The sequence below is a fragment of the Frigoribacterium sp. CFBP9029 genome (genome assembly GCF_034045305.1).
GTDB lineage: Bacteria > Actinomycetota > Actinomycetes > Actinomycetales > Microbacteriaceae > Frigoribacterium.
Genome location: NZ_JAXCWB010000008.1, coordinates 60,796 through 73,930 on the forward strand (window position 1 = coordinate 60,796; position 13,135 = coordinate 73,930).

The window sequence follows — 13,135 nt, forward strand, 5'->3', positions numbered from 1 at the left end:
TCCTCGGCTCGGCTACCGCCTGCGCTGCCCGGTGTCGATGCCCGTCACGCTGCCGTCGTCGGGGCCGAAGACGAAGTAGTGCACCCGATCCGCCTCGACGCCGTGCTCGATCAGGGCGGCGCGGGCGATCGCCATGAAGGGCACGGGACCGCAGAGGAACACCCGGTGCTGCGGCGTGAGGGCGACCGTGCCGAGGTCGATGGGGTCGAGGTAGGAGCCCGGGCCGTCGATCGACTCGCCGGTGAACGCGACCGGCCCGCCGCCGGACGACCCGGCAGCACCCCCGCCGCCCCCGCCGTCAGCCGACCCGGCCCCGCCACCCGCAGCCCCGGCCCCCAGCGCACTCAGGCTCCCCTGCGTGTAGCTGACGCGCAGCGACGCGTTCGGCATGCCGGCCACGAGCGCCTCGAGCTCGGCGCGGTGGGCGTGCCGTTCGGGCGTCCGCTCGAAGTGCAGCACCGTGACGCGGCGCGCCGGCTCGGTGCGCGAGAGGTGGTCGAGCATGCCGAGCACGGGCGTGCACCCGATGCCGGCCGAGACGAAGAGCAGGGGCGCGTCGTCCAGCTCGTCGATGGTGAGCGAGCCGATCGGCGGCGACACGCGCACGATGCTGCCCACCGCGATCGCGTCGCGCAGATGCTGCGACACCTCGCCGTCGGGCACGAATCCGCCGCCGTCGATGACGCGCGCGCTGATCCGCCACTGCTCGTCGTGTCCGCCGCGCAGGCTGTACTGCCTGATCTGGTGGGCGCCGTCGGGCAGCTCGACCTGGACCGACGCGAACTGGCCCGCGCGGTACCGCGGCAGCGCCTCGCTGTCCGCCGAGACCAGGGTCAGCGCCACGACGTCCTCCGCCTCGATGCGGTGCTCGGTGACGAGGGCCTCGCGCCACTCCTCGTCGGGTTCGAGGTCGGCCTTGGCGTAGAGATCGGTCACGGCCGCCGCGACCTCGTCGGTGACCTGGCGGTAGAGCGCCGTCCACGCCTCGTCGGCGTCGGCGTCGTAGTCCGAAGCCAGGGAGGTGCGCATCGCCTCCCGCAGAGACGTCTCGAACACGGCGTAGTCGCCCGGGCGGATGCCGAGCGCGGCATGGCGCTGAGCGAGTCGCGAGGTGATCTCCGCCGCCGTCGACCCGGCCAACGTGGGGGCGCCGGCCTGACGTGCCGTCGGGTGCAGGGTCGCGGCGGCGCGGGCGCTGCTGCTCGTCCCGCTGCCCGGAGCGGCGTCGATGGTCGCCTCGGCGAGGGCCACGATCGTGCGGGCGAGCTCGCGGGCCTGGCGGCCCTGGGCGTGCTCGCCGCGGTTGAAGCGGTCGCGCAGCAGATCGGGTCGGGCCGCGAACAGCCGATCGTAGAAGTCGGCCGCGATCATGTCGGCGGAGGCTTCGACCGAGGGCAGGGTGCGGGCGAGGGCGGCGAGCTGCGATGCGGTGACCATGGGCATCCTCCCTCGGCGGCGGGATCGGGTTCCCGGCCTGCTCTCGATGATGGCGTGTCGAGGTGAGGGCCGGCTGCGCACTCTCTCGATCTCGAATGACCGTGCCATGCCCGCGTCCGCCGTGCTCCGCCGCGCGTCCACACCGGGTTCGCGTCCGCCGTGCTCCGCCGCGCGCCCCCACGGGGTTCGGGGGGTCCCCGTCAGCGGCGGGGGGCCAGCGCTGACCCGCCGCCGATGACACGAACCCGCCGCACCCCGCGCACGCGCGGCACGAACCCGCCGCACCCCGCGCACACACGCCACGAACCCGCCGCACCCCGCGCACGCCCGGCACACACGGCGCGAACCCGCGCGCACCCCGCGAACCCGCTTGCCGTTGCGCCATGTATGCGCTTACACTCATCAGACTCACCTCGACGACGAATGAGAGAACCGTGGCGATGAAGCACACGTCAAGACCCCGCGCGCTGGTGCGAGCAGCGGCGGCCGCCACGGCGGCCGCGCTCCTGCTGGCCGGTTGCAGCATCCAGATCCGCAGCCAACCCGATCCGACGATCGGCGACGACACGATGCTGATCAACGCCGACAAGGGCAACCCGCAGTTCGAGCGGAACTTCAACCCGTTCCTCACGAACAAGCGCACCGCCTCCACGTGGATCTACGAGCCCCTGCTCGAGATCAACCCGCTCGACAACGAGATCACGCCGTGGCTCGCGAGCGAGACGACGCTGCCCGACGCGCGCACCGTCGACATGACGATCCGCAGCGGCGTCGAGTGGTCCGACGGCACCGAGATGACCCCGGCCGACGTGGTGTACACGTTCGACCTCATCAAGGAGAATCCGTCGCTCGACCTCAAGGGCGCCTGGCAGCACATCGAGACCATCGAGACCCGGGGCGACCACGTGGTCTTCCACCTGCAGACCGACGACGTGCCGGCGATGGAGATCATCGGCCAGACGACGATCGTGCCCGAGCACCTGTGGAAGGACGTCGACGACCCGACCACGTTCCGCAACCCCGACCCCGTCGGCACCGGCCCGTTCACGCTCGGCAACTACTCGCCGCAGCAGTACTCGATGGACAAGAACGAGTCGTACTGGCAGGCGGAGAAGATCGAGATCGGCCACCTCATCCTGCCGGCGACGAACAACCAGCTCGACACCGTCACGCGCGGTTACGACTGGTCGTACTCGTTCATCAGCGACGTCGAGGGCACCTGGGGTGCGGCCAGTCCCGACAACCACTTCTGGTTCCCGCCGGGTGGTGTGATCGGCCTCGTGCCGAACCTCACCAAGGCGCCTTTCGACGACGTGAACGTGCGTCGCGGCATCGCGCTGGCGCTCGACCGCGGTCCGATCGCCGAGTCGGCCACCGAGGGCTACCTCGAGCCGGCCGGGCAGACCGGGCTCATCCTGCCCAACCAGGAGGACGACCTCGACCCCTCGATCCCGAACGACGGCATCATCGAGCAGGACGTCGACGGCGCCCTCGCGGCCTTCGCCGAGTCGGGCTACACGCAGCAGGGCGATCGGCTCGTCGGCCCCGACGGTCAGCAGCTGAAGATCACGATCCTCACGGCCAACGGCTACACCGACTGGCTCCGGGCAGTCCAGGAGGTGCGGAGCCAGTTGGGCGCGATCGGCATCGACGTGCAGATCCAGGCTCCCCAGCCGGCCGGCTACCAGTCGGCCATCGCGAACGGCGAGTTCGACATGGCGATGGGCGGCATGGGCAACGGCAACGTGTACCAGGCCTTCAACAACCTGCTGAACAGCGAATTCGCGACACCGATCGGCGAGACCACGGCCGCCAACTACGAGCGCTTCAGCGACCCCGCGGTCGACGAGCTGCTCGACGAGTGGAAGGCCTCGACCGACCCCGCCGACCAGCAGCGGCTCTCGTACCAGCTGCAGAACGTGGTCTACGACCAGCTGCCCGTGATCGGTCTCTACTACGGCGGGCTCTGGGGTCTGTTCAACGACGCCAAGTTCACCGGCTGGCCCACCGCGGAGGACCCGTACATGGCCCCGCAGAACTACGACCAGGCACCGCTGCTGATCTTCACGAAGCTGAAGCGCGTGCAGAACGACGGGGGAGACCAGTGAAGTACGCCGCCCAGAAACTCGGTCTCTTCGTCCTCACCCTGTGGGCCGCGGTCACCCTGAACTTCATCCTGCCGAGGCTGATGCCGGGCAGCCCGACCGACGCCGCCATCGCGAAGCTGTCGCAGAACGGGCCCGTCACCGACGCGACCCGGGCCGCGATCGAGGCCCAGCTCGGCGTGCCGAGCGGCAACGTGCTCGAGCAGTACGTCAGCTACCTCGGCCAGGTCGTGCGTCTCGACTTCGGCACGAGCTACACGTTCTTCCCCGAGACGGTCGGCCACCTGGTCGGCCAGGCGCTGCCGTACACGCTGATCCTCGTCGGGGTCTGCACGATCATCGCCTTCGTGCTCGGCACCCTGATCGGCGTGGCCGCCGCGTGGAAGCGCGGCACCTGGCTCGACTCGCTGCCGACCCTGTCGGGCAGCTTCATGAGTACGTTCCCGTACTTCTGGACGGCGCTCCTGCTGCTGTTCTTCCTGGGCTACGTGCTGCACTGGTTCCCGACCACCGGCGCCTACGGGGCCACGACGACGCCCGGGTTCACCCCCGCGTTCGTCGGCGACGCCCTGCTGCACGCCGTCCTGCCCGCCATCACGATCCTCCTGACCAGTCTCGGCGGCTGGATCCTCGGCATGCGGAACGCGATGATCTCGACGCTCGGCGACGACTACGTCACCTTCGCCGAGGCGAACGGCCTCAAGGGCCGCACGGTCGCCGTGCGCTACGCCGCCCGCAACGCGATCCTGCCGAACCTCACCGGCTTCGGTCTCGCGCTCGGCGGCGTGGTCGGCGGCTCGATCCTGGTCGAGCAGGTGTTCGGCTACCCCGGCATCGGCTACCTGCTCTTCAACGCCGTCATCGGCCAGGACTACCCGCTGATGCAGGCCCTCTTCCTGATGATCACGGTCAGCGTGCTCGTCGCCAACTTCCTCGTCGACATCTTGTACGGCGTGCTCGACCCAAGGACCCGCCGATGACCTCCACCGTGTCCGTCCACCTGCCCGAGGGCGCGCCGCCGAGCGGCCCCGCCGAGCAGAAGGCGCCCAGTCGCTGGCTCACCATCGGCCGCATGGCCGCGACCATCTGGTCGAACCCCAAGGCGAAGATCGGCGTGATCATCCTCGGCGTCTTCGTGCTGACGGCGATCTTCGCCCCGCTGATCGCCCCCTACGGCGGCAGCGAGAACGGCTTCGAGCGCAGCGCCGACGCGAGCTGGGCCCACTGGATGGGCACCACCGCCGCCGGTGAGGACGTCTTGAGCCAGCTGATCTACGGCGCCCGCATCAGCGTGCTCGTCGGTGTCGTCGCCGGCGTGCTGTCGACCGTCATCGCCGTCGCGATCGGTCTCAGCTGGGGCTACATGAAGGGCTTCGGCGGCGACGTCGTCGGCTTCATCGTCAACCTGTTCCTGGTGATCCCGGGTCTGCCGCTGATGATCGTCATCGCGGCCTACCTGCAGAACGGCGGCATCCTGGTCATCATGGCGGTCATCGTCGTGACCGGCTGGGCGTGGGGCGCGCGGGTGCTCCGCAGCCAGACGCAGTCGCTGCGCTCGCGGGACTTCGTCACGGCGGCCCGCTTCTCGGGCGAGAGCTCGGGGCGCATCGTGTTCCGCGAGATCCTGCCGAACATGACGTCGCTGATCACGGGCTCGTTCTTCGGCGCGGCGACCAGCGCGATCCTCGCCGAGGCGGGCCTCGAGTTCCTCGGGCTCGGCGACTCGTCGATCGTCAGCTGGGGCACGATCCTCTACTGGGCGCAGAACTCGAACGCCCTGCTCACCGGTCAGTGGATCCTGCTGTTCGCACCGGGTCTCTGCATCGCCCTGCTCGCGATGAGCCTCACCCTCATCAACTTCGGCGTCGACGCCGTCGGCAACCCCCGCCTCCGCGAAGGCGGAGCCAAGAAGGCCAAGGAGGCGCGCGCATGACCGCCGCGAACCCCACCAACCAGCGCACCGCCTCCACCGCACCCCAGGAAACCGCTCAGACCCCCTCGCGCGCACAGGGGTCCGAGCGAGTTCCCGGGGTCTCAGCGGACGTCCTCCTCGACGTCCGCGATCTGAGCGTCGTGTACGAGAGCGCCGGGGCCGAGCCGGTCCAGGCCGTCGACCACGTGTCGTTCCAGCTGAAGCGCGGCGAGTTCGTCGGGCTGGTGGGCGAGTCGGGGTCGGGCAAGTCGACGCTCGGCTACGCGCTCACCCGGCTGCAGAAGCCGCCGGCCCGCACGAACGGCGGCAGCATCCTGTTCGACGGCGCCGACGTGCAGTCGCTCGGCACCGAGGCCCTCCGTCAGCAGCGGCAGGGCGGCTTCGCGATGGTGCTGCAGTCGGGCATGAACGCGCTGAACCCGGTGCGCACCATCCGCAACCACTTCGTCGACGTCTTCAAGGCCCACGGCCACGTGCCGCGCGACCAGTGGCACAGCCGCGCCGTCGAGCTCGTCTCGAAGGTCGAGCTCGACCCGGGTGTGCTCGCGAGATTCCCCGGCGAGCTGTCGGGCGGCATGCGGCAGCGCGTGTCGATCGCCCTGGCGCTCTCGCTCGAGCCGCAGCTGATGGTGTTCGACGAGCCGACCACGGCCCTCGACGTTCTCGTGCAGCACGCCGTGATGGACACGATCATCGCGTTGCAGCGCAGCGAGGGCTTCACGGCCGTGCTGATCAGCCACGATCTCGGCATCGTGCTCGAGTCGGCGCAGCGGGTGCTCGTGATGCACGAGGGCCGCATCGTCGAAGACGGCGCGAGCCTCGACGTGCTCGAGGACCCGCAGGACGACTACACCCGCATGCTGCTCTCGCACTACGCCGACCCGCGCGCCGAGGTCGTCTCGCTGCCGGGCTTCGAAGACCGCTCGGTCCGCCACGCGAGGGGCGAGCGCCGCGTCGACACGACCACCTCGGTGCCGACCGTGTCGACCCGCGGGCAGCGGATCGCGCAGCAGCCCATCGTGGTGAGCGGGGTGTCGAAGACCTACGCGCCTCCTCGGCGGGGCGACGAGCCCGTGCGCGCGGTGCGCGACGTCTCGTTCAGTCTCGAGCCGGGTCGATCGCTGGCCCTCGTCGGTCAGAGCGGTTCGGGCAAGAGCACGATCGCGAAGCTCGTGACGGGCGTCGAGCGCCCGACCAGCGGCAGCGTCACGTTCGGCGACACCGACGTGACGAAGCTGCGAGGCCGTGCGCTGCGGAGCTTCCGCAGCGACGTGCAGATGGTCTTCCAGGACCCGTACGCGGCGCTGAACCCGCTGCACACGGTCGAGTACACGCTCACCCGCCCGGTCGTGAACTTCACGGGCCTCACCGGTCAGGAGGCGCGGCGCCGGGTGCTCGAACTGCTCGAGACGGTCGGTCTGACCCCGGTCGAGCAGTTCGCCGCGAAGCTGCCGCACCAGCTGTCGGGCGGTCAGCGGCAGCGCGTCGTCATCGCCCGGGCGCTCGCCAGCGACCCGCAGGTGATCATCGCCGACGAGCCGGTCTCGATGCTCGACGTGTCGCTGCGGGCCGGCGTGCTCGCCCTGCTCGAGGACCTCCGCGAGCAGTGGGGCGTCTCGCTGCTCTACATCACCCACGACCTGCTCAGCGCGCGGCTGATCACCGACGACATCATGGTGCTCAACCAGGGCGCCGTGGTCGAACGGGGCGGCACGGCCGAGGTGCTGCAGCGGCCGACCGATCCGTACACGATCAAGCTGCTCGACGCGGTGCCGAACCCGCGGCGCTCCCTCGCACGGGGCGAGCTCCGATGACTCTGCACGACTTCGCGCCGCATCCCGTGTTCGGCGATCTGCCGGTCGCCGAGGGCGTCGACACGGTGGCGATCGACCTGCCCGTCGGCCGGCTGAGCGCCTACCGCGTCGTGCCCGAGGCCCCGGCCCGCGGCACCGTGCTCGTCGTCCCCGGGTACACCGGCTCGAAAGAGGACTTCCGCGTCACGATGCCGCTGCTGCGCGACGCCGGGTTCGAGGTGATCGTGGTCTCGCGACGCGGTCAGGCCGACTCGGTCGCGCCTCCTTCGCTCGACGATCACACCCTGGACGAGGAGGCGCGCGACATCGTGCGCATCGCCCCGCTGCTCGCAGACGGTCGCCCCGTGCACCTGCTCGGCCACAGCCTCGGCGGAGTGATCGGCCGCGCGGCCGTGCTGCAGGCGCCCGAGCTGTTCTCGTCGTACACGATGCTCTGCTCGGGCCCGCACGGCTGGCCCGATCGCAAATACCTCGAACGCCACCTGGTCGCGGAGAAGGGCGGCGCCGCGCTGTTCGACTCGACGAACCCGATCACGCTCGGCCTCGACGACGCCGAGCTCGCCGCCCTCGACCCCGAGCTGGCGTTCGTGCGGATGCGCATGCGGCGCACGAGCCCGCACAGCCTGATCGGCGGTGCGCGGATCCTCGAGCTGCCGGAGGACACCACCGAGGCTCTCGCCGCCACCGGCGTGCCCGTGCTCGTCGCGCACGGCGAATGGGACGCCGCGTGGCCGATCCCGTGGCAACGCGACATGGCCTCCCGGCTCGGCGCCCGCTACGAGATCGTCGCCGGCGCATGGCACTCGCCGCAGATCGAGCAGCCCGAGGCGACCGTGGCGCTGCTCGCCGACTTCTGGGGCTCCGTGCCGGCGCCGACCCGCGCCTCCTGACCCGCTCCTCCTCCACGATCACCGAAAGGAGCACTCCGTGCTCACCTTCCCCGAGAACTTCCTCTGGGGCGCCGCGACGGCGGCCCACCAGATCGAGGGCAACAACGTCAACTCCAACTGGTGGGTGCACGAGCACACGCCCGGCACGACCATCGTCGAACCGAGCGGCGACGCGGCCGACAGCTACAACCGGTTCCGCGACGACATCCGCCTGCTCGCCGAGCTGGGGCTGAACAGCTACCGGTTCAGCATCGAATGGGCCCGCATCGAGCCCGAGCGCGGCGTCGTCAGCAAGGCGCAGATCGCGCACTACCGCCGCATGGTCGAGACCTGCCACGAGTTCGGCATCGAGCCGATCGTCACGCTGATGCACTTCACGGTGCCGCGCTGGTTCGAGCGCGACGGCTTCTGGCGCGCACCCGACGCCGCCGACCTCTTCGCCCGCTACACCGAGCTCGCCCTGCCGGTGGTGAGCGAGGGCGTCCGCTACGTCTGCACGATCAACGAGCCGAACATCGCCGCGATGCTCGCCGGCGGAGAGGATGCCTCGAACCTGGTCGCGTACGGTCTGCCGAACCCCGACCTCGAAGTGGCCGACGCGCTGCTCGCCTCGCACAAGCGCTCGCGCGAGGTGCTGTCGCAGATCGCCGGGCTCAAGTCGGGCTGGACGGTCGCGACCCAGGCGTTCAAGGCCGTCGACGAGCCGGGCGCCGCCGAGAAGACCCGCGAGTACGGCTACATCCGCGACGACTGGTACAGCGAGATGGCGGCCGGCGACGACTTCGTCGGGGTGCAGGCCTACACGCAGACCTTCGTCGGACCGGAGGGGCCGCGACCGGTCGCCGAGGGGCTCGAGACGACGCTCACCGGCTGGGAGTTCCACCCGCCGGCCGCCGCCGAGGGCATCCGCAGCGCGTGGGAGCTGTCCGGCCACGTGCCGGTCATGGTCACCGAGAACGGCATCGCGACCGCCGACGACAGCCGCCGCATCGCCTACACGCAGGGCGCCCTCGAGCACATCCACGACACCATCGACGAGGGCATCGAGGTGCTCGGCTACCAGCACTGGAGCGCCCTCGACAACTACGAGTGGGCCAGCGGGTTCCGCCCCACCTTCGGGTTGATCGGCTGGGACCGCGACACCTTCGAGCGCACCCCCAAGCCCAGCGCGCGCTGGTACGGCGGCGTGGCGCAGGCCAACGGCCTCGAGCGCAGCTCGGCCGTGTGAGACCACGGCGTCGTCGCGTGCCGCGGCGGCGCCGTGCCCCATCCCAGGGCGCAGGAGGCGCGGGTCACCCGACCCGCGCCTCCTGCATCTCCGCCTCGACGGGTCACGACATGCCGCCCGCCTCGGGGCTCGGCGGCGCGTCGTGACCCCTCGACGCCGGATCGGAAGCCGGGATCAGAAGTGGGTGATGCTGTGCAGCGGTCGATCGGCGGCGATCATCGCCCGCACGGTCTGCACCGCGCCCTTGCGGCGTTCACGCACGAGCCCCGCCGCGGCGAGGGTCACGGGGTCGACGCCGCCGAGCCAGAGCGAGCCGAGGGTCGCCACGTCGAGCTCGATGTCGGCCCGGCGCACCGCGGCCCGCTTGACGGTCGCGCTGCCGCCCTCGCTCGTGACGCGGAACGTGCCGGCGGCGTGCCCGAGCGAGTCGCCCACGGCGATCGTCACGACCCCGTCGGCCGCCCAGGGGCGCGCCTGCAGGGCCGCCACGGTGTCGAGCACCCGGAACCAGATGTGGTCCTCGTCGTGGGTGACCCGCACGGCCCGCCCGTCGACGAGGGCGTGCCCGAGCGGGTCGCTCTGCTGCGCACCGGCGTACTGCACGGTCGCGACGAGGTCGACGGAGAGCAGCAGCTGCCAGAGGCCGAGGTAGGCGTCGTCGGTGGCCGAGACGAGATCGAGCACGACGAGGGTGCGCGCCCCGTCGGCGCCCTCGAGGCGGTACGCGACGTAGCCGTCGACCACCCCGGACGAGTCGCGGTGCACCGCGCCGCGCACCGCGGGGTCGGGGGTGCCGTCGGGGCGCTCGCGCCCGAGCAGGCGGTTCCACGCGCCCTCATGTCGGTCGATCGAGCCCGGGGTGCGGGCGTGGTACCGGGCGAAGACCGCCGGCGCGAGGTCGACGAGGGCGTCGCGCGAGACGAGCTCGGTGCTGCCCTCGGGGTCGCCGAGCAGGCCGGAGGCGCGGCGCGGGTCGACCTCGATCGTGCGTTCGCGCACCCCCACCCCGAACCCGAAGCGCCGGTAGATGGAGCCCTCGCTCGCGGTCAGCGCGGCGACCGCGAGACCGGCGCCCTTGGCGCGCGCGAGGTCGTCGGTCATCAGACGGCGGAGGAGCCCGCGGCGACGGTGGGTCGGCTGCACGGTGACACCCGAGATGAGGTGGGCGTCGAGCAGGCGGCCGCCGCCGACGTTGAGTGACTTGACGAACGACTCGAACGTCGCGACGGGCTGGCCCTCGGCGTCGAGGGAGCCGTCGCGGGGCTCGCGCGGGTAGACGCCCGTCTCGGTGCGGCCGTCGGCCGCGAGTCGGCGGGCCGTGCGGCCGACGGCGTTCTCGTCGGGGGCCGCCTCATGGAATCCGAGCGCCTCGGCACGGACCCAGCCGGCCGTCTCGGCATCGGCCCGCGGCTCGTCGTCGGTGGACTCGGGGGCCAGGGCGGCCGGGAAGGTGCGGATGTCGTAGTCGTCGTCGAAGGCAGTCACGGCGTCAGCCTAGGGCTGGCCCCCGACGTTGTCGTCGTCTTTGCGGTGGAGGCTCGTTCCGACGTATTGCCAGCACCGCCCCTGTGAAATATGATGTGAGGAATTATCTAGGATGAAGGAGGGCGGATGCTCGACGACGACGGCACCCGACACGACCACGGGGCGCAGACGGACGGGCGGCCCGATGCGCGCAGCGATGCGCGGGCCGCGGCTCGCATCAAGGCGGAGGAGGGCCGACGGCGAGCCCGTCGTCGGGAGCGCGCGACGGTCGCGCTGGTGAAGGGCGGATCGGCCGTGGTCGCGCTCGCGCTGGTGACCACGGTGGCCGCGGTGCTCGTGGCGTCGGCCTCGTCGCCGACGGGATCGGGCCCCGCCAACACCGCCGCGGACGGCGTCCGCATCGGCACCGGTCTCGTCGCCGAGCGATCGCCCGCCCGGGCCGTCGACGCCGAACCCGACGCGTCGCCGACCCCCGGGGCCTCCGACGTGGCGGACATCGCGGTCTACGTCGACTACCACTGCCCGGGGTGCGCGCAGTTCGAGCTCGACAACGCCGACTACCTCACGGGTCTCGTCGAGTCCGGCGCGGCGACCGTGCAGATCCACCCGCTGTCCGTCACGGACCGGTCGTCGCTGGGCTCGCGGTACGCCACCCGGGCCGCCGCCTCGGCCGCCTGCGTCGCCGACCTCGAGCCCGACGGGTTCTGGGCGGTCAACCAGGCCCTCTTCGCCGCTCAGCCCGACCCGGGCAGCCGGGGGCACGCGATCGAGGGTCTGGCTCGGATCGTCGACGAGGCCCATCCCTTCGACGATCCCTCGGCCGTCGCCGAGTGCGTCGCCGACCAGCGCTTCGCGGGCTGGGTGACCGCGGCCACGAGCCGCGCGCTCGCCGGCCCCCTGCCCTACGACTCGGTCGAGGCGATCACGTCGACGCCCACCGCGATCGTCAACGGGGAGCTGTTCGACCCCGAGGTCCAGTCGTTCCCCGAGTTCGTGGCGTCGACGCTGGGCGAGGCCTACGCGGCCGAGACCGCCGGAGGTGTGCGATGAGCGCGTCGGGCGGAGCGCCCCGCTCGGGCGTCGACGAGGGCCGCGACGGCGTCGACGGTCTCGCCGAGCTCGGTCTCGACCCCGCACCGTCGCGGGGCGCACGCCGACAGGCCGAGCGGCGTCGGAGGCGGCGGCTGGTCGTGGTCGTCGTCACGCTCGCCGTCCTCGTCGGAGTGCCCGTGCTGGCCGCGGTGGTCGGCGCCGGCTACCTGGTCCGTCTGGGGGCGTCGTTCGACGACCGCTCGACGACGATCGCCGGCGCCCTCCCCGAGTACGAGGGGCGCCCGGCCGCCGACGACGACGGGGCGGTCGACGTCCTCCTGCTCGGGTCCGACACCCGGGTCGAGGGCGAGAGCGGGCGTTCCGACACGATCATGCTCGTCCGGCTGCCGGCCGACCGCTCGTCCGTCGAGGTGCTCTCGATCATGCGCGACTCATGGGTCGAGGTGCCCGGTCACGGCGAGGCGAAGATCAACGCCGCCTACAGCTGGGGAGGCGTGCCGCTCACCGTCCAGACCGTCGAGCAGCTGCTGGAGGTGCGGGTCGACCACGTCGCCGAGATCGACTTCGAGGGCTTCCGCGCCATGACCGACGCCCTGGGCGGGGTCGTCGTCGACTCCGAGCAGCCCTTCACCGCGGGTCCGCACGAGTTCCGTCAGGGGCTGAACCGCCTCGACGGCGACGCGGCCCTCGCCTTCGTGCGCGAGCGCTACTCGTTCGCCGACGCCGATCACCAGCGGGTCCGCAACCAGCAGGCGTTCCTGACGGGTCTGGCCCAGGGGGTCGTCAGCCGCGGCACGCTGACCGACCCCGCCCGGGTGTCGGAGTTCGTCGGCGTCACGGCCGACCACCTGGCGGTCGATGCGTCGTTGACCCCGGCGCGCCTCCTCGAGCTCGGCTGGAGCTCGCGCGGGCTGACGCCGTCGAGCCTGCACGCGGTCACCCTGCCGGTCGCCGGTGGGGGCACGTCGGCGGACGGGCAGTCGTACCTCGCGATCGACCCGGCGGGTCTCGAGACCGTGCGTGAGGCCCTGCGGTCCGACGAGGCGCTGCCCGACGCCGCGCCCTGATCGGGTGCCGGCGCCGTCGTCCGCACCCCGCGCACGATGAAGCCCCGGGGCGAGCAGCTTGCTCGCCCCGGGGCTTCATCGTGTCGTCGAGGCGACTCCCGCCCTTCGGCGGGTCAGACCGGT

At 71.7% G+C, this 13,135-nt stretch carries 10 protein-coding genes; 8 read left to right on the plus strand and 2 right to left on the minus strand.

Features of this window, described 5'->3' with window-relative positions; all coding sequences use genetic code 11:
• Positions 1-12: 12 nt before the first annotated feature.
• Complete coding sequence (locus SOM11_RS11525) at positions 13-1,437, minus strand: globin domain-containing protein (RefSeq protein WP_320478087.1); 1,425 nt, start codon at positions 1,435-1,437, stop codon at positions 13-15.
• A 440-nt stretch (positions 1,438-1,877) separates the two neighbouring features.
• Between SOM11_RS11525 and SOM11_RS11530 the strand changes: the two genes are divergently transcribed.
• The 6 genes from SOM11_RS11530 to SOM11_RS11555 are packed head-to-tail and all read left to right on the plus strand — an operon-like array spanning position 1,878 to position 9,407.
• Positions 1,878-3,545, plus strand: a complete 1,668-nt coding sequence (locus SOM11_RS11530) for an ABC transporter substrate-binding protein (protein ID WP_320478088.1) — start codon at positions 1,878-1,880, stop codon at positions 3,543-3,545.
• Positions 3,542-4,522, plus strand: a complete 981-nt coding sequence (locus tag SOM11_RS11535) for an ABC transporter permease (protein WP_192061607.1) — start codon at positions 3,542-3,544, stop codon at positions 4,520-4,522. Before SOM11_RS11530 ends, SOM11_RS11535 begins: the two co-directional genes overlap by 4 nt.
• Entirely contained in the window at positions 4,519-5,475 is a 957-nt protein-coding gene (locus SOM11_RS11540; RefSeq protein WP_320478089.1) for an ABC transporter permease, read from the plus strand. Before SOM11_RS11535 ends, SOM11_RS11540 begins: the two co-directional genes overlap by 4 nt.
• Positions 5,472-7,289 (plus strand): ABC transporter ATP-binding protein, encoded by a 1,818-nt coding sequence (locus SOM11_RS11545; protein ID WP_320478090.1) that lies wholly within the window; start codon positions 5,472-5,474, stop codon positions 7,287-7,289. Before SOM11_RS11540 ends, SOM11_RS11545 begins: the two co-directional genes overlap by 4 nt.
• Positions 7,286-8,179: an alpha/beta fold hydrolase gene (locus tag SOM11_RS11550; RefSeq protein ID WP_320478091.1), complete on the plus strand. Its 894-nt coding sequence runs from the start codon at positions 7,286-7,288 to the stop codon at positions 8,177-8,179. Before SOM11_RS11545 ends, SOM11_RS11550 begins: the two co-directional genes overlap by 4 nt.
• 37 nt (positions 8,180-8,216) lie before the next feature.
• Positions 8,217-9,407, plus strand: a complete 1,191-nt coding sequence (locus tag SOM11_RS11555) for a glycoside hydrolase family 1 protein (protein ID WP_320478092.1) — start codon at positions 8,217-8,219, stop codon at positions 9,405-9,407.
• A gap of 174 nt (positions 9,408-9,581) precedes the next feature.
• Here the strand turns inward: SOM11_RS11555 and SOM11_RS11560 are convergent, their stop codons facing one another.
• Positions 9,582-10,892 (minus strand): GNAT family N-acetyltransferase, encoded by a 1,311-nt coding sequence (locus SOM11_RS11560; RefSeq protein ID WP_320478093.1) that lies wholly within the window; start codon positions 10,890-10,892, stop codon positions 9,582-9,584.
• Between the two features lie 126 nt (positions 10,893-11,018).
• Here SOM11_RS11560 and SOM11_RS11565 point away from each other — a divergent pair, with 126 nt between their 5' ends.
• Both SOM11_RS11565 and SOM11_RS11570 read left to right on the plus strand, forming a co-directional pair.
• The gene (locus SOM11_RS11565) at positions 11,019-11,942 is read left to right on the plus strand and encodes a DsbA family protein (protein ID WP_320478094.1); all 924 of its coding nucleotides are present in this window, start codon (positions 11,019-11,021) and stop codon (positions 11,940-11,942) included.
• Positions 11,939-13,012, plus strand: a complete 1,074-nt coding sequence (locus SOM11_RS11570; protein ID WP_320478095.1) for an LCP family protein — start codon at positions 11,939-11,941, stop codon at positions 13,010-13,012. Before SOM11_RS11565 ends, SOM11_RS11570 begins: the two co-directional genes overlap by 4 nt.
• The last annotated feature ends 123 nt before the right edge of the window (positions 13,013-13,135 follow it).